14 protein-coding genes are annotated in these 17,049 nt (G+C 64.5%); 8 read left to right on the forward strand and 6 right to left on the reverse strand.

Annotation, left to right across the window (positions count from 1 at the left end; genetic code table 11):
- A partial coding sequence (locus OPU71_RS09485; protein ID WP_267727707.1) for a hypothetical protein occupies nucleotides 1-199 on the reverse strand: 199 nt, incomplete at its 3' end.
- Between the two features lie 39 nt (nucleotides 200-238).
- Between OPU71_RS09485 and malE the strand changes: the two genes are divergently transcribed.
- The gene (gene malE, locus OPU71_RS09490) at nucleotides 239-1,438 is read left to right on the forward strand and encodes a maltose/maltodextrin ABC transporter substrate-binding protein MalE (protein WP_267727720.1); all 1,200 of its coding nucleotides are present in this window, start codon (nucleotides 239-241) and stop codon (nucleotides 1,436-1,438) included.
- A 72-nt stretch (nucleotides 1,439-1,510) separates the two neighbouring features.
- Here the strand turns inward: malE and OPU71_RS09495 are convergent, their stop codons facing one another.
- Both OPU71_RS09495 and OPU71_RS09500 read right to left on the reverse strand, forming a co-directional pair.
- Complete coding sequence (locus OPU71_RS09495; protein ID WP_267727721.1) at nucleotides 1,511-2,533, reverse strand: hypothetical protein; 1,023 nt, start codon at nucleotides 2,531-2,533, stop codon at nucleotides 1,511-1,513.
- 208 nt (nucleotides 2,534-2,741) lie between these two features.
- Complete coding sequence (locus tag OPU71_RS09500; protein WP_267727722.1) at nucleotides 2,742-3,620, reverse strand: hypothetical protein; 879 nt, start codon at nucleotides 3,618-3,620, stop codon at nucleotides 2,742-2,744.
- Nucleotides 3,621-4,105: 485 nt separating this feature from the next.
- Here OPU71_RS09500 and OPU71_RS09505 point away from each other — a divergent pair, with 485 nt between their 5' ends.
- The 6 genes from OPU71_RS09505 (at nucleotide 4,106) to OPU71_RS09530 (ending at nucleotide 12,124) form a co-directional block, all read left to right on the forward strand.
- The gene (locus tag OPU71_RS09505) at nucleotides 4,106-5,299 is read left to right on the forward strand and encodes an MFS transporter (RefSeq protein WP_267727723.1); all 1,194 of its coding nucleotides are present in this window, start codon (nucleotides 4,106-4,108) and stop codon (nucleotides 5,297-5,299) included.
- A 55-nt stretch (nucleotides 5,300-5,354) separates the two neighbouring features.
- Nucleotides 5,355-6,485 (forward strand): glycoside hydrolase family 5 protein, encoded by a 1,131-nt coding sequence (locus OPU71_RS09510; RefSeq protein WP_267727724.1) that lies wholly within the window; start codon nucleotides 5,355-5,357, stop codon nucleotides 6,483-6,485.
- Nucleotides 6,486-6,556: 71 nt separating this feature from the next.
- Nucleotides 6,557-8,377, forward strand: a complete 1,821-nt coding sequence (recQ, locus tag OPU71_RS09515) for a DNA helicase RecQ (protein ID WP_267727725.1) — start codon at nucleotides 6,557-6,559, stop codon at nucleotides 8,375-8,377.
- Nucleotides 8,377-8,967, forward strand: coding sequence for a GNAT family N-acetyltransferase (locus OPU71_RS09520; RefSeq protein WP_267727726.1), 591 nt, complete (start codon nucleotides 8,377-8,379; stop codon nucleotides 8,965-8,967). Before recQ ends, OPU71_RS09520 begins: the two co-directional genes overlap by 1 nt.
- A 2-nt stretch (nucleotides 8,968-8,969) precedes the next feature.
- Nucleotides 8,970-9,446 (forward strand): DUF456 domain-containing protein, encoded by a 477-nt coding sequence (locus OPU71_RS09525; protein WP_267727727.1) that lies wholly within the window; start codon nucleotides 8,970-8,972, stop codon nucleotides 9,444-9,446.
- A 254-nt stretch (nucleotides 9,447-9,700) separates the two neighbouring features.
- Nucleotides 9,701-12,124 (forward strand): carbohydrate-binding module family 20 domain-containing protein, encoded by a 2,424-nt coding sequence (locus OPU71_RS09530; protein ID WP_267727728.1) that lies wholly within the window; start codon nucleotides 9,701-9,703, stop codon nucleotides 12,122-12,124.
- 150 nt (nucleotides 12,125-12,274) lie between these two features.
- On the opposite strand, the gene OPU71_RS09535 is transcribed toward OPU71_RS09530, so the two are convergent.
- Nucleotides 12,275-13,216, reverse strand: a complete 942-nt coding sequence (locus tag OPU71_RS09535; protein ID WP_267727729.1) for a hypothetical protein — start codon at nucleotides 13,214-13,216, stop codon at nucleotides 12,275-12,277.
- 218 nt (nucleotides 13,217-13,434) lie between these two features.
- On the opposite strand from OPU71_RS09535, the gene OPU71_RS09540 reads away from it, so the two are divergent.
- On the forward strand, nucleotides 13,435-14,655 hold the full coding sequence (locus OPU71_RS09540; protein ID WP_267727730.1) for a beta/gamma crystallin-related protein: 1,221 nt from the start codon (nucleotides 13,435-13,437) through the stop codon (nucleotides 14,653-14,655).
- 37 nt (nucleotides 14,656-14,692) lie between these two features.
- On the opposite strand, the gene OPU71_RS09545 is transcribed toward OPU71_RS09540, so the two are convergent.
- Complete coding sequence (locus OPU71_RS09545) at nucleotides 14,693-15,388, reverse strand: DUF3047 domain-containing protein (RefSeq protein WP_267727731.1); 696 nt, start codon at nucleotides 15,386-15,388, stop codon at nucleotides 14,693-14,695.
- A gap of 99 nt (nucleotides 15,389-15,487) precedes the next feature.
- On the reverse strand, nucleotides 15,488-17,041 hold the full coding sequence (locus tag OPU71_RS09550; protein WP_267727732.1) for an aldehyde dehydrogenase family protein: 1,554 nt from the start codon (nucleotides 17,039-17,041) through the stop codon (nucleotides 15,488-15,490).
- Between the last annotated feature and the right edge of the window lie 8 nt (nucleotides 17,042-17,049).

The following is a 17,049-nucleotide window of genomic DNA, read 5'->3' on the forward strand; positions in this document are numbered from 1 at the left end:
TAGGGAAGGTCTGAATAAGTGAGCGAGAGGGATGCAGCGCAAGGCGCGGCGCGCGCAGCGACCAAGCCATATCAAAGCGATAGGCGCGGGAGCGAGCACGCCGCAACGCAGCGATGCGCCGTCGCAGCCACTTATTCAGGCTTTCCTTAGGCTGTCTCCTGGCTTGCAACACTTCATACCGGGTGTGCGCTGATGACATCCGGGTATCATGAGGGTCACAAACTAGGAGACGCTATCCATGAAGCATTCATCCCTTGTCGCGCGCTTGCTCGCCAGCGCTTTTGTCATCGGGGCCTTGTCGGCTCAGCCTGCCTTGGCGTGGGAGAACGGCAAGATCCTCATCTGGGTGAACAACGACAAGGGATGGAAGGGGCTGCAGAAGGTTGGCGATGAGTTCACCAAGAAGACCGGCATCAAGGTCAAGGTAGAAACACCGGATAACCCGACCGAGGCTTTTGCCGCCGCAATGGCCAAGGGCAATGGGCCAGACATCTGGATCTGGCCGCACGATCGGATCGGCGACTGGGTCAAGAACGGCTGGCTGACGCCGGTTGAGCCCACGCAGGCCATGAAGACCGGGATCGTCCAGATTGCATGGGATGGCTTCACCGCACAAGGCAAGCAGTGGGGCTACCCGATCGCAGTCGAGGCGATCTCGCTGATTTACAACAAGGCCTTGATCGAGACGCCCCCGAAGTCTTACGAAGAATTTGCCGAGATTGATGCACGGCTCAAAGGCAAGGGCGTGCGCGCCGTCGGTTGGGAAACGCAGAGCCCGTACTTCACCTGGCCGATGCTGGCCGCCAACGGTGGCTATCCCTTCCAGCGCGATCTGCTTGGCAACTACCTGGGCAAGGACACCGGCATCAACCATGCCGGCGCGGTCAAGGGCGCCGAAGTGCTGGTCAAGCTGATCAAGTCTGGCGCGGTGCAGCCCGCCATGTCTTACGGCGACGCCGAAGAGGCGATGAAGAGCGGCAAGCAGGCCATGTGGATCAATGGCCCCTGGGCCTGGGAAGGTCTGACCAAGGCGGGCATCAAGTTCGGCATTGCGCCCTTGCCCACCGTGGCGGGCCAGCCGGCGCGGCCCTTCGTCGGGGTGCTGGGGGCAATGCTGCCCAAGGGCTCACCCAACCGTGCCGCCGCGGTCAACCTGATCGAGAATTACCTGCTCACCCAGGAAGGTATCAAGCTGGTCAACGACGACAAACCGATTGGCGTGCCCGCGAGCAAGGCCGTGTTCTGGGACTTCTTCCAGGACACGCAGATCCGCCAGGCGATGGAAGGGGTTTTTGCCGGCCGGCCGATGCCCAACAACCCGGAAATGCAGTACTTCTGGAAGAATCTGGCGAGCGCCTTGAAAGACATTACCACCAGTAGCAAGAAGCCCAAGGATGCGCTCGATACCGCCGCAAAGGCGATCGTGGCCGGTCAGTAATCCAGCTGGCGAATGGGGGCAGGGCTGCGCAAGCGCCGTGCCCCCATTCGTTTTCGAACGCAGCAGCGTGGCTTAGCCGCCTTGCTTCAGCGCGTCCAGCGCCTGCTTGGCCTGGTCGAGATCCTTGCCGAATTCGGCCAGATAGCGGCTGCGTTGTTCGCCCTGCCACTCGGCATTCGAGAAGCTGCTCAGCGAGTATTGCGCCGTCACCCCGACCGGGCCGGCAAGCCTTGGCATCAGTGCGCGGTCCGGGTGGCCGTGCTCGTGCAGCAGGTAGCCGTCCACATCGCGGATCGTCAGGGGGAAGCGCGGCGCAGCGTCGCGAATCAGCTTGCCGAACACCGTGAGCCTGACGGTTTGCGCGCCGGCTTCCAGCTGCTCGTTGAAGCTCGCCAGTGCGACCGGTTTGCCGCTGGCGTCATCCACCCGTGCATGGATCACATAGCGGCCGGCTTGCCGCACCTCGACCGGGGCGCTCAGGACAAGTGAGCCGTCCGTCAGGGTGTCGGTGAAGCCGCCGGCCCAGGTGGCCGGTGCGGTGTTCGCACGTACCACGTCGAAAAAGTGCTGGCCGGGCTTGTCGTCCGCCTTGAAGGCCAGTTCGACGCGGATCGTGCCATCGAAGCTTGCGAGCGGGCCGGGCGACGGGGTGAGCGTGGCGCTCAAGGTGCCGTCGCCCGCCTGTGCGTCACCTGCGCGGCCCTGGTCGTTGAACGCCATGGCGACGCTGATGCCCGCCGCGCCAGCTTCGCCCGGCAAGCCGGTTGCCCGCGCAGCATTGATCGTCAGGGGCAGGGGCTTCCCGTCGGCATCGCGTGCGGCGATGGTGAATATCACTGCTTCGTCGCTCGCCAGAAACACGCGGCTCTGGCTACTGACGATTCGCACGGAAGGGTCGGTTTCGTCGCTGCCATTGTTCATTGCGCGGTCTTCGACCACCGGCTCGTTCGGGTACATCTGGTCTGGCTGTTCGGAAGCCGGCCGCGAATTGAACGGATATTCCGTGGCCTTTCGATAACTGGCCAGGCGCTGCTTCGCCTGCGAAAGCCGTTCGGACCATTCGGCAATTGCGGCGGCGCGCTGCTCGGCGCTCATCGGGACCGCCGCGGCGGAAGAGGCCGTCGGCGAGAAAGCGGGCGTGCCGTCCGTTGCGGCTGCAGCGGTGTGCTGCCCTGGAGGATTCGTGCTCGCCGAGCTTACAGGCCATAGCCACCAGCCCACAGCGGTGGCACCGCACACCGCGAGCACCGCACGCGCAGCGGCGCCACGCCGCCCCGCGCGGGGCGGGGCTTGGTTTGAGCGCTCAGCGGGCATTGTTCACAACGTCGGTGCGCACCACCGAAATGATTCCGCCCCAGTTGCCGTTGGCGTAATGGTTGTAGGCCTCACTGTCATCGCGGAACTTCACCGTGTGATAGCTCCATTTCGCCCGGCCGCCCTCGGCCGCAGCGGTGCCCAGCGTGAGGTCGTTGCAGAACCAGTCCGATGGGTTGCAGAAGCCCGCGCCTGAGCTGCCCGAGACGCCACCGGTGGAGTGGTAGGCAACCACCTCGTCGTCCTGCCCCGGCAGTACGCTCGAATACAGCGTGCCCTTGGCGCCGGCAAACATGTTGAACCAGATGGCCTTGGTGTCGTTGTGGTTGTAAAGCGCGCGGGCGGTGGTGGTTTTCAGGTCCTTGGTCAGTTCATCGGACACCGCCCACGAGCCGACATCGGCCAATTCCGATCCGCCCGCCGCGCCGGAGGCGACGTTGACCCACTTGATGTTCCAGCCGCTCTGGGTGCTGCCGTCCGAGTTGCCGCATTGCCCCGATGCATTCGGTGTGGCGTTCTTCTTGTAGCGGGTGCTGCTGCCGTAGTTGGCCAGGGTATAGCCGATCATCAGGTCACCCGCGCTATGCACGGCGATGTAGCACCAGTTGTTGCCGGTGCAGAAGCAGTCAAGGGCATCGCGAATGCCGGGGCTGGCGCTTGCGATGCGGCGCTTGCCGTCCCAGTTTGCGGCTTTCTTGTTCACGCCCGCTGCGGTGCTGGCCGGGCCCCAATAGCTGAAGCTGTCGTAGTTGCCGATCTGGCCACCGCCGCCGCGGCCGTTGACCCACAGCGTGTAGTTGGTGGCCATGGCCGGTGCGGCGAGGCAACTCAGAAAGAGTGCGAGGACGAGGCGATGCAGGTTCGACATGTGCGTTCTCCGTTCGGGTGAGGGACACGATGCGATGCATGCCGGAGCGGTGCGCTGCCCACTCCGGGGTGTGCCTGCCAGGGCTTGATGTATTTGGAGGCAGGCGCAGTTCGGGTGATTGTTCTTCCGGCCGGGCCGGGAAAACGCGCGGACTATATCCGCCTTGCATGCATGTGTGCGGGGCCCTGTTGCGGTGCTGCCAGCGCACACTTTGCCCATACCGTCCGGTATGTCCGGGGCGCGCGGCGACGGGGCTTTCCGGCGCGTCCGATACTGCAGGCCGAGGCAGCAGTGTCGCCCTTGCGGCGCAGTGCAGCATCGGCGGCGGCGCGTCCCGGCGGGGGGCGTTGCACCCTGCGGCGGCGCGGATTGCCTTCGCTGCGCTGCCGCCGGCGCATCGGCGGGGCGCGCTTCGGGGGCTATGCAAGCCCGTGTTGCGCAAGATCGGGCAGGCTGGCAGCGGGTAAGATCAGGGGGTGCGCTTCTTGGCTCTTCCACCGCAACTTCTGCCCCTGATCGCGATCATGCTGCTCGGCCATGTTGCCGTGTCGGGCGGGCGCATGGCGTCCTCTCTGTTCGCGTTGCAGCAGGGCGCCGGCGAGCCGGCGGTCGGCGTGATCGTGGGCCTCTACAGCGTGCTGCCGGTGTTGTTTGGCCTGCACTTCGGCCGCTGGTGCGATCTGTATGGTTCGCGCCGTGTCGCGCGCGGCGGCTTGCTGCTGATCCTGCTGGGCATATTGCTGCCGGCGGCCTGGCCGGCGCTGACAGCGATCTACCTTGGGGCGCTTTCGGCGGGGGCTGGCATGACCCTGCTGGCGGTGTCGATCCAGAACGCGGCAGGCGCAATTCCGCTGCCAGCCGGCCACGCGCGCGTGGGCGTGTTCGGGTGGCTGACGCTGGGGCATTCCGCCTCGTCGGTGCTGGGGCCGATGATTGCGGGCGTGATGGTCGATGGCATCGGCTTTCGCGCCGCATTCGGCATGCTGAGCGCCGCAACGCTGGCCGCTCTTGTGATTTCGCGCCGCGTGCCGCGCGTGCCCCAGGCGCCCTCTGCACTGGCGGCACCCCGGGCGCATTTGGGTTGGCGCGGCCTGCTGGCCGAACCGGGCTTGCGACGGATCTACTGGGTGACGACCGCCAACGCCATCGCCTGGGATGCCTTCAGCTTTCTTGGCCCGGTGCTTGGGCACCGTGCGCAGATGTCAGCAACCGGTATCGGCACGATGATCGCTAGCTTTGCGGTGGGCACCTTCGCGATCCGTCTGTTGGTGTCCTCGCTGGGGCATCGCTTTACCGAGTGGCGCATGCTTGGCATGGCGCTGGCTCTGGTATCGGCCGTGTGGTTGGCGTTTCCGTTTGCGCCAGCGGGCCCCGCGCTCTTCGTGCTGCCCTTTCTGCTGGGCTGCGGGGTGGGCTGCGGGCAGCCGAACGTTTTGTCCTTGCTGCATCGGTATGCGCCGCCCGGGCGCAGCGGCGAGGCGATCGGCTTGCGCTCCTTCTTTGGCAATGCTTCCGGCCTTGCGGTGCCTTTGGTCTTTGGGGCCACTACGTTGGTGGCCGGCGTATGGCCGATCTGCTGGCTGATTGCGGCGGGCGCGGGCTCGGCGGCTGCGATCGCGCGCGGAATGGATAGCAATGCCCCGGCAAAGACCGGGCGCGAACGCAGGGGAGGTGGATAGTGGCCGTCGCCGTGGGCTTCGGCTGCTCATGTAATGAATCGTAGCGAGACGATCAATGAAGAATGCTAAAGGTGCAATCCGCATGGCACTGCTGGCGGCCGCCGCGTCCACCTTGCTTGGATGTGGCGGCGGCGCCGAGGTGACGATTGGACCGGTCGGTCCGTCGCCGGTGCCGGATATCAACGCCTACCCGCCTATGCCGAACAATGCCGCGCCCGGTGCGTCGGCGAGCGCGTTGGCTGCGGCGGCGGCAATCGGCCGCGGGGTGAACTTCGGCAACATGCTTGAAGCACCGGTTGAAGGCGCGTGGGGCGTGACCTTGACCGATGATTTCATCGACAAGGTGGCCGCGGCCGGGTTCGAGTCGGTGCGCTTGCCGGTGCGTTGGAGCAATCACGCCGGTGCAAGCGCGCCCTACACGATCGACCCGGCGTTCATGGCGCGTGTCGAGTCGGTGGTGGATAAGCTCCTGGCCAAGGGCCTGGTGGTGGTGCTGAACATGCACCACTACCGGCAGCTCGACGGTGATCCGCTCGATATCGGCGAATTCCGGGTTGAGCCGGCGGCCCTGGATGTGCGTTTCGTCATGATGTGGCAGCAGATCGCCACGCGTTTCAAGGATCGCAGCGGCAAGCTGCTGTTCGAGCTCTACAACGAGCCGCATGGGCGCATAAACGGTGAGGCGTGGAACGTACTGGCCGCGCGGACGCTCGGCGTGGTGCGCAAGACCAACCCGGCGCGCGTCGTGGTGATCGGCCCGACGAGCTGGCACAACGCCAGCGATCTGCGTCTGCTCAAGATGCCGAACGATGCGAACCTGATTGCTACGATCCATAACTACGCCCCGTTCAACTTCACTCACCAGGGCGCCGACTGGATCAGCCCGCCTCTTCCGCTTGGCGTGAAATGCTGCAGCAACGCGCAGCGTGCGGAGATGCTGGCGCCGCTGGATACCGCCAGGTCATGGTCGAACACCACCAGATATCCGGTATTCGTGGGTGAGTTTGGGGCCTTCGGCAAGGCGGACGAGGCGTCGCGGATCGCGTTCAACCGCACGATGCGCGATGCGATGGAAGCGCGCGGCATGAGCTGGTCGTACTGGGAGTTTGCCGCGGGCTTTGGTGTGTATGACCCGGTCAGCCTGACGTTCCGCCAGGGTTTGCTCGACTCCTTGCTCGCACCTTGAGTGCTGTGATGCCCCGGCTGCCACAGCGGTGGCCGGGGGGGCTTGCCGGGTGGGCCGCTATAATCGCCCGGATGCTCCCATCTGCGAACCCGGCTGAACCGGCCCTCGAAACGCTGCGCCATGTCTTTGGCTACCCCGCGTTCCGGGGACAGCAGCAAGTCATTGTCGAGCATGTGGCCGGTGGCGGCGATGCGCTGGTGCTGATGCCCACCGGCGGTGGCAAGTCACTTTGCTACCAGATCCCATCCTTGCTGCGGCCCGGCTGCGGCATTGTCGTATCGCCCCTGATCGCCCTGATGCAGGATCAGGTCAGCGCGCTCAAGCTGCTGGGGGTTCGCGCCGCCTTCCTCAATTCAACGCAGGACTTCACCGAAGTCTCGGTGATCGAGCGCGAATTGCTCGAAGGCGCGCTGGATCTGCTTTACGTGGCGCCGGAGCGGTTGATGACGCCGCGTTTTCAGCAGCTGCTGGGGCAGGCGCAGATTGCGCTGTTTGCGATCGATGAGGCGCATTGCGTGTCGCAGTGGGGGCACGATTTCCGCCCCGAGTACATCCAGCTTTCGGTGCTGCACGAGCGCTTTCCGCAGATTCCGCGGGTCGCGCTCACCGCCACGGCAGATCACGCAACCCGCACCGAGATCATCGAGCGGCTGCGCCTGCAAGACGCGCAGGTGTTTCTCTCTAGTTTCGATCGGCCCAACATCCGCTACACGGTGGTGGAGAAGGACAACCCGCGCAAACAGTTGCTGCGCTTCATCCGCAGCACCCACGATGGCGACTCGGGCATCGTCTACTGCCTGTCGCGCAAGAAGGTGGAAGAAACCGCGAAGTGGCTGCGCAGCGAAGGGCTCAATGCTTACCCCTACCATGCGGGGCTCGACGCGGAGACGCGTGCGACGCATCAGAACAAGTTCATTCGCGGCGATGGCGTGATCATGGTCGCCACCGTCGCGTTCGGCATGGGCATCGACAAGCCGGACGTGCGTTTTGTGGCGCACCTGGATCTGCCGAAGTCGCTTGAGGCCTACTACCAGGAAACCGGCCGGGCAGGGCGCGACAGCCTGCCGAGCAATGCGTGGATGGCCTACGGGCTGCAGGATCTGGTGCTGCAGCGCGAGATGATCGAACAGTCGCAAGCGCCGGACGAAGTCAAGCGGGTGGAGCGGCAGAAGCTCGACGCACTGCTGGGCTACTGCGAAGCGCCCGCCTGCCGGCGCGAAGTGTTGTTGCGTTACTTTGGCGAAAGCTCAAGCCCGTGCGGCAATTGCGACATGTGCCTCAACCCGCCGCAGACCTGGGACGCGAGCGTGGCCGCGCAGCAGGCCCTGTCAACGATCTACCGCAGCGGTCAGCGTTACGGCGCGGGGCACCTGATCGACATCCTGCAGGGGCGTGAAACCCCGAAGGTGCTCGAACGTGGCCACCAGCATCTGACGACTTTCGGCATGGGCAAAGGCGTGAGCGAGGTGCAGTGGAGCTCGCTGCTGCGCCAACTGGTGGCGCAGGGCTTTGTCGGCGTGAACGAGTTCGGTGGCTTGCTTCTGCTGGAACCGTGCCGCGCCGTGCTGCGCGGTGAAGCGAGTTTCATGGCGCGCAAAGTACGCGAAGCCGCGCCTGGCGGGGCGACCAGCGTGCGCCGCGAGATCGAGTTCGAATCCGACGAGGCCCGCGCCTTGTGGGCGGCGCTGCGCCAGTGCCGGCGCAAGCTCGCGGAAGAAAACAACGTACCGGCCTACATCGTGTTCGGCGACGCCACGCTCAAGCAGATGCTTGAACGGCGCCCGGCCACGCTCGACGAACTCTCCGCGCTCTCCGGCGTTGGCGACAAGAAGCTCGAACGCTACGGCGAGGCCTTCCTGGCGGTGCTGCGCGCACACGCGGCGGCGTATTGATGGCGGCCACCGAAGCTGTTTTCCCGCAAATCGAAACAGCACGTCTTCGCTTGCGCGAACTGGTCGCGGACGATGTTGATACCTTGTTCGCAATCCATGGCGATGCGGAGACGATGCGCTGGTTCGGCGCTGATCCGCTGAGGTCGCGGGCTCAGGCAGCCCAGTTGGTTGAATTGTTTGCGTCGTGGCGAACGCAAACTAACCCGGGCGTGCGTTGGGGCATCGAGCGCAAGGCCGATGGCGCACTGATCGGCACGTGCGGCCTGTTCAAATGGAACGCGGCTTGGCGCAGCTGCAGTCTTGGTTACGAACTGGCACGCGACATGCACGGCGCTGGCTATATGGCTGAGGCTTTGCGCGGCGCGCTGGATTGGGGTTTTGAACACATGGCCCTGAATCGGGTCGAAGCGATGATTCATCCCAACAATGCTGCGTCGGCGCGCGTTGTGACAAAGCTGGGCTTCTTGCAGGAAGGGCGTTTGCGCGAAGCGGGCTTCTGGAATGGGCGGCATCACGATCTCGATTTCTTTGCGCTCTTGCGCAGTGACTGGGTGGCGCGATCTGGCGGCGCTCTTGAACAAGGAAGCTGACGATGGAATGGCTGTGGTTGATCGCAATTGCGCTGATGCTGATCGGGGTCGCCGGTGTGGTGCTGCCGGTGCTGCCCGGAACGCCCTTGCTGTTCGGCGGCATGTTGCTGGGGGCGTGGCTGGATGATTTTGGCAAGGTGGGTGTCCTTGCCGTCGTGGTGCTGGCGGTCCTGGCTGCCTTGGCGTGGGCGATTGATTTTGCGGCCGGCATGCTGGGCACAAAGCTCGTCGGCGCCAGCACGGAATCGATGCTGGGCGCGGGGATCGGCGGGGTGCTGGGTCTCTTTGGCGGCATTCCCGGCCTGATTCTTGGGCCAGTGATCGGTGCTGCAGCGGGTGAGCTGTATGCGCGGCGCAGCACGCAGCAGGCGGCCAAGGCCGGGGTCGCGGCCGGCCTCGGCTTCGTGATTGCAATGGCCGCCAAACTGGGCATCACGGTTGCCATGCTCGGGGTGTTCCTCTTCGCCTATTTCATATAAGGCACGCAGGCACACGGGCGAGTCTCTTGCTCCTGCCGTTTGTGAGCGGATATTCGCTAGGGGTTTACCCGATAAACGCCTAGCCGCCCCTGATCACAACGAGCAATCCGCAGAAAATAGCAAATTTGGTCTAATCCGGTTTGGGGCGTGGTCTCAGAATGCGACCGGCATGTGTCCGTGTGCACCTGTCGCTCCCTCATTCACTCTGGTGCGGCCCCGTTTCATGCCGTGCCCGGGTTTCAACTGGAACTCGTATGACCACTACGACTTTGGGTCGCCGCTGCGCGATCTGGCTTGCAATCGCGGGTGCCGGGCTGACGCTCGCGCCGGCCGCGTCAGCCGCCGACTGGAAATCGGGCGTGCCACGCACCGCCTACGTTAACCTTTTTGAGTGGAACTGGTCGTCGGTGGCACGCGAGTGCGTGACCGAGCTGGGGCCCAAGGGCTATGCCGCGGTGCAGGTTTCCCCGCCGCAAGAGCATGTGAAAGGCACTGAGTGGTGGACCCGCTATCAGCCGGTGAGCTACAAGCTCGGCTCGCGTGGCGGCTCGCGCGAGCAGTTCCACGCCATGGTGCAGATCTGTAAGGCTGCCGGCGTTGATGTCTACGTGGATGCTGTCATCAACCACATGGCTACGCCGCCGGCGACGCCAGCGGTCGGCACCGCCGGTTCGACCTTCAGCAGCTACAACTTCCCCGCGGTTCCGTACACGGCATCGAGCTTCCATCCGAAGTGCACGATCGCGCCGTCGGACTACGACGCTATCCGTTCGAACGTCACCCAGTGCGAGATGCCGGGCCTGCCGGACCTGGATACCTCGAACCCTGCCGTGCAGGATCGCATTGCGGCCTACCTGAAAGACCTGCTCTCGATGGGCGTTGCCGGCTTCCGTATTGATGCCGCGAAGCACATCAAGCCTGAAGAACTTGCAGCCATCAAGGCCAAGGTTCCGGGCGATTACTTCTTCACGCAGGAAGTGATCAAGGACGGTTCGCTGTACAACTCGGGCGACATCAACCGCTACCCCGAAATCGGGACGGTGAACGAGTTCAGCTACGTCTACGCCATGAAGAACATGTTCATGAACCTTTACGGTTTTAACCTTTCGCGCATGCCTGAGGCGTTTGCGAACTGGGGCATGTTCCCGAGCAACAAGGCGACCGTGTTCGTGAATAACCACGACACCGAGCGCAAGTACTGTGACAAGTACGCGCCCGGCGCAGCCTGCGATTCGATGAACGTCTTCAATGGCGACAAGCTCTTCCTCGCCAACGTGTTCATGCTCGGCTACCCCTACGGTTACCCGCAGGTGATGTCTGGCTACAACTTCAATAGCCACGACATGGGCCCGGTGGGTCAGCCGTACAAGGGCTTCGAGCTGACGCCGTCGAACTGCTCCAGCGACCCGACGGCAGCCGGAAAGTGGGACTGCGTGCACCGTGACAGCCGCGTTGCGAACATGGTTGGCTTCCGCAACTACACGGCCGCTTCACCGTTGCTCAAGTGGGCTGCCGATGGCGAGAACCGCATCTCGTTCAGCCGCGGCAACAAGGGTTTTGTTGCGATCAACAACACCACCACCGTGTGGAACAAGACCTTTGCCACCAACCTGCCGGATGCCAAGTACTGCAACGTGGTGGCCAGCAGCAAGCCGGAAACCGGCTATTGCCCGGTGTCGGCGCAAGTGACCGTGGCCAATGGCCAGGCAACGCTCAGCATCCCGGCTAACAGCGCTGTTGCCTTGCACTTTGGTGCGATCGCGCAGAGCGGCGTGCTGAAGACCTTCCCGACCCGTGTGGCTGACCGCCTGAACGTGGCGCGCGGCCAGGTCGTGACCTCGAAGCCGGTGATCTACTTCGACTTCAAGCCGGCGACCCTTGCCGTTGTCGATGGTCTGGTGAGCGTGAACGGCGCGGCCTTTACCGCCGGCCCGGTCACGATCAAGCCGGGTCAGTCGTTCAAGCTGCGTGCTACCGCACCGGTGACCGACCATACCGTCAAGCTGGTGAAGTTCAGTGTTGGCAGCGTCAGCAGTCAGTGGAAGGTCGCAACGGCTGGCACCGAGTGTGTCGAAGCCTACTGCCCGACGACGGCGCCGCTGGACTACACGCCGTCGAACATTGTCGGTGGCAAGCCGGTGACGCTGTACTACATCGGCAACCTGGCGACGAGCGAGGCACTGACGGTGCGTTGGGGTTACTCGGGCTGGAACAACGTGACCGACACAGTGATGACCAAGCGCGGTGATGGCTTCTGGTCGGCCACCATCACGCCGCCGCCGAGTGCCAACGCGATCAACTTCGTCGTGACCGATGGCACTAACTGGGATAACAACAACGGCAGCAACTGGAACCTCCCGGTGACGCCTGCGGTGGATAACTCAGTCACGATGACGTTCAAGGTCACCGCCGAAACGGCGTGGGGCGAGAGCGTCTACATCGTCGGCAACCGCCCTGAGATCGGTAACTGGAGCACCAACCCGGATACCTTCCGCCAGTGCAATGCCACCGCTTACCCGCAATGGACCTGCGTGATCAAGTTCCCGGAAAGCGGTGTCGGCATCGAGTACAAGTTCCAGAAGATCGGCAACGGCAACACCACCTGGGAAAACGGCGGCAACTACAGCCTCACGCTCCCGGCCGTGGCAACCGAGATCGACAACGGCGCCTTCCGTTAATCGGTGACGCCAGCTCCGCGTTGCAATGACGCGGAGCAAAGAAAAGCCGCCCGGTTTGCGCCGGGCGGCTTTTTTGTTTTGTAGCTGCCGTTATTCGGGCCGGGCTGTCCGAGCCGGATCCCGGTCGTGGCCGGCTGTGATGGGTAGGCCTCAGGTGGCGGTTTTCCAGCCCTTTGCGAGGAAGAGTTCGAGATAGTCGTCCGGCACGTAGAGGCGGTCTTCGGCGTTCTCGATGGTGTAGTACTTCTGCGGCGGCACCAGCAGGTGATCGGCCTTCGACAGATCGATCACCCAACGGTTCGGCGCTTTGCGCTGCGTTAGGTAGCGCAGCTCGAACGCCTGCAGGCGCAGCGGATCTTCGCTGTCGAATACGCCAACGCCTGCTTCGCGGTTGGCGCGGAACCATTCGCGTGCCTGTTTGAGCCGCGCGTCGGTCTCGGCGATCCGCGCCTGGCTGCCCGGGATAGGCACGGCTTCGCGCAGCGCCCCCATGCGCCGCCACGGCGCCACATTCGGCCAGATGAAGTAGGGCAGCGCCAGGCCCTTGAGCATCATCCGGTGGTTGTAGGTGGGCGGGCGGTCATCCGAGGCTTCTTCCCGGTTGATCCAGCCCAGCAGGCGCCCATAGCCATCCATCACCTCACGAGAGAAGGTCACGTAGAAGCGGAAGTCCTCGGGCTCCAGGCCGGTCGTCGCCAGGTCTGAGGCGATCTCGCCTTCCAGGCCACGTTCTGCGGCTTCGGCATGCCGATGGTGGTTGGCGGCACAGCCGGGGCCGACACGTGCGGCGAGGTAGTCCCGCAGGCCCGGATCCAGCGCGATCGGCGGAAGATGTGATGCGAAGGGGTCACTGAGGAAGGCGTCCCATGCCGGGTGATCGGTTGGCACAAACGCGCTCGATCCAGGAAGCGGCAGGCTGATTTCCGGGGTATCAACGCCGAGGAAGCGCACTGCGAGGTTGCCCAGCGGGCGCACCAGGATGGTGTCGCCATCGTGCACCAGCGTTCGAATACTGCCGATGCCTTTGCCATGGCCGCCAAGGCCGACATGGCCGACGGTGATGTTTCCGATTCGTTCGATTGCCTTGCTCATGTATGTCCTCCCGCGGTCTGGCGCAGATCCTGGTAGCCGACAAGCCTAGCGACAGGATCCTGCTTTCGCCTGTTCTGGATCAAGCGCTGGAGCATGCGGCACGAATGCGGCATGCTTTGCGTATGAGTGGAAGGGGGCGCCGCCCGAGCCGGTGGGCCGCTGCGGCGCACGCGACCTGGCCTTGCTGCAGGTCTGATCAGTAATTTCCGGAGGAAACGATGCGCAGTTCGATGCGAAACGCGTTTGCAGGGGTTTGGCTGGGTTTGTTGGGTGGCGCGGCGCTGGCCGATCAACCCTCGGTGAGGGTTTGTGCCAATGCGCAGTTCGAGCCGCCCTGCGCAAGGCTGAGCAAGACCTTCCGTGATCTCTCGGAACTGGGTATGGCCAATGCCATTTCCAGCTTCGCAGTCGAATCGGGCGCCTGGATGATGTGCACGCGGCGCGATTTCAAGGGCGTGTGCCATGTGTTTGAGGGCAGCGAGCACAACCTGTCCGGCACACCTTTCCAGGACAGCATTGTCAGCCTGCGGCCGGTGGGCGGCTGGCATGACACAGACTCGGCTGGTGGCGGCCGGGGCGATGGTGTGGCCGAGCTGTTCGAAGATGCGGGCTTTGGCGGCGCCCGCTTGACCGTGATTGATGCCGCGCCTGATTTGCAGCGTATGGGCTTCAACGACCGCGTCTCGTCGATGCGGATTCACGGCGGACGCTGGCAGGCGTGCTCGGACGCAGGGTTTCGCGGCCGTTGCATCGAGATCAGCAGCAGCATCGGCAACTTCCAGAACCTGGGCTTCAACGATCAGGTGTCATCGCTCCGGCGAATTGATCTCGGTGGCCAGGATGGCGGGTATCAGGACGAAGACGGCGATGTGGCGCTGCTCTACGAAGACGCCAACTATGCTGGCCGTCAGATTTCGGTGACCGAATCGTCGCGCGACTTGAGCCGCTGGGGCTTCAACGACCGCGTTTCGTCCGTTCGCCTCAAGGGCGGGCGTTGGCAGGCCTGTACCGATGCCGATTTCGGCGGCCGCTGCGTGATTCTCACCGGGAGCGTGGGCAATTTCGCGGCGCTTGGCGTCAATGATCAGGTGTCGTCGATCCGGCGGCTTCATGACGGCGGCGGTAATGCGTGGGGCGGCAACGGTGGCGGCTGGAGCCAGCAGGAGGGCGGCTTCGACGATACGCCGCAGGACGCGGTGGTGCTTTACGCGGATGCCGACTATCGTGGCCGCCAGATCCGGGTGCGCGGGGCGGTCCAGGATCTGGCGCGGCTGGGATTCAACGATCAGGTTTCCTCGATCCGGGTATCGAGCGGGCGCTGGGAGGTCTGCTCGGATGCCGGCTTCAAGGGCCGTTGCGAAACGATTTATGGCAGCGTTTCAAACTTTGACCGGCGCGGCATGAACGACGAGATCTCGTCGATTCGCCAACTGCGCTAGCGCACGGTGGCCCGGCGTGCCGGGCCCCGCGGGCTGTTCAGTGGGCGGCGAAACTGATGTCGCCGTACCACGCATCAACCGTTTCGCCGGTGTTGTCGGTGTCGGTCATGACGCCATAGCCCGTCAGCTCAGGGGCTGCTTCACCAAAGCAGCGGCGGTAGTCGGCGGCCCAATTGACGCTGACGTTTTGCCAGCGGCCGCCCGGGCCGTTTGCCGCAACGATCATCTTGACCCGCGAGGTATGCGGGTTATCGATGACCGTACCGACCGGATCGCGCGCCGACCAGATGTACATCAGGGTTGCGTAGGCCATCGTGCGTCCGGCGTATTGGCTGCCAATCGCGAGCGCCGCCTGGTCCAGCAGGCTCAGCTCATGGCGATCGCCCTCGAAGGTCAGCACGATCCGCGCGGCCGCGTCTTCGCGGCTGCCATCGCGGTTGTCGGCCGTCTCCAGCGGTGCGGAGATTTTCCAGCGCCAGCGAAGTGTCGGGCGCTTGCGCCAGTCAGGTGGCGCGGCGTGCGCGAGCGCCAGGGCCGATGCCGCGGCGTGGGCATGCAGGACGAGTCGCCCGGAGTCCTGTTCGGCGCTGTACTCGGTGGGGCGTTTGTGCTCGCTCAGTGCGATCCGGTGCCAGTCCGGCGGCACATTGCCGGCGTCGCTGGCGATGCTGGCATGCGCGCTGTCGAGCGCAAGCAGTACAAGCACAGTGCTCAGGGTGGTTCGAGTGTTCAACGGGGCGTCGCTCGCTTTCAGGACTTCCCAGCGTAGACGAAAAAGGGGCCGCCAACCGGGCGACCCCAAAACCACATGACTCTTGAACCTGCTGGCAGCCTACACGTCGAAGCGGATGCCCTGCGCCAGCGGCAGGCTGTCGCCATAGTTGATCGTGTTGGTGGTGCGGCGCATGTAGGCCTTCCAGGCGTCTGAGCCGGACTCCCGGCCGCCACCAGTCTCCTTCTCGCCCCCGAAGGCGCCGCCGATTTCGGCGCCGGACGTGCCGATGTTGACGTTGGCGATGCCGCAGTCCGAACCGGCTGCTGCCAGGAAGCGTTCGGCTTCCTGCATGCGTTCGGTGAAGATTGCCGAGGAGAGCCCTTGCGGGACTTCGTTGTTGAGCGCGATCGCCTCGTCCAGTTCGCGATAGGTGGTCACGTACAGAATCGGGGCGAAGGTTTCATGGCACACCACCGGCAGGTTGCCGGCGACTTCGACAATCGCCGGTTGCACATAAAAGCCGCCCGCCGGCACGTTGTCGTTGATCCGTTTGCCGCCGTAGACGATGCGCGCGCCCTGGGTCTTGGCGTCGTCCAGCGCAAGTTGCATCGCTTCGAATGCCGCAGCATCAATCAGGGGGCCGACCAGTGTGCCGGGCACGCGCGGGTCGCCCACCGGCAGGCTTTCGTATGCGCTGATCAGCTTGGGCATGAGCACCGGCAGCACCGATTCGTGCACGATCAGGCGCCGCAGGCTGGTGCAGCGCTGGCCTGCGGTGCCGGCCGCGGCGAAGACAATCGCACGCAAGGCCAGATCGAGCCTGGCGCTGGGCGTGACGATCATCGCGTTGTTGCCACCCAGTTCAAGCAGGCTGCGACCCAGGCGCGCGCCCACCGTGGCGGCTACCCGCTTGCCCATGCGCACCGATCCGGTGGCCGACACCAGCGGCACGCGCCGGTCGCTCGCGATGGCCTCGCCCACCTCTGCTTCGCCAACCACCAGTTGCGAGAGGCCGACTGGCGCTTCGTCCAGCGTTGCGATGGCCTGGCCCACCAGGGTTTGCACGGCCAGCGCGCAAAGCGGCGTTTTTTCCGATGGCTTCCAGATCACCGAATCGCCGCATACGAAGGCGAGCATGGCGTTCCACGCCCAGACGGCCACCGGGAAGTTGAAGGCGCTGATCACGCCCACCGGGCCCAGCGGCAGCCATTGCTCCATCATCCGGTGGTCGGGGCGCTCGCTTGCAATGGTGAGGCCATGCAACTGGCGCGAGAGGCCCACTGCGAACTCGCAGATGTCGATCCACTCCTGCACTTCGCCTTCGGCTTCGGCCGGGATCTTGCCGGCTTCAAGCGTGATGATGCGGGCCAGCTCACGCTTGTGCTGACGCACCGCTTCGCCGATGCGCCGCACCAGTTCGCCCCGGCGCGGCGCCGGTACCGTGCGCCAGGCGCGGAAGGCCGCTTCGGCGCGCTCGATCGCTTCGGCCGCCAGTGCAGGGGTGGCAAGCAACTGCGTGCCAAGCGGAGCGGCATCGAGCGGGCTCTTCAGCAGGCGGCTTGCGCCGCCCTCGGGGAAGCGCGCTTCGCCGTCGATGATTGCGGCCGGGTAGGTAGACCCGCGCACCGGCGGGTGAAGGCCGGCGAGTACCGGCAGGGTGTTTTCAGTCATTGCTGCAG

It is taken from the genome of Niveibacterium sp. 24ML (assembly GCF_026586805.1).
Classification (GTDB): Bacteria; Pseudomonadota; Gammaproteobacteria; order Burkholderiales; family Rhodocyclaceae; genus Niveibacterium.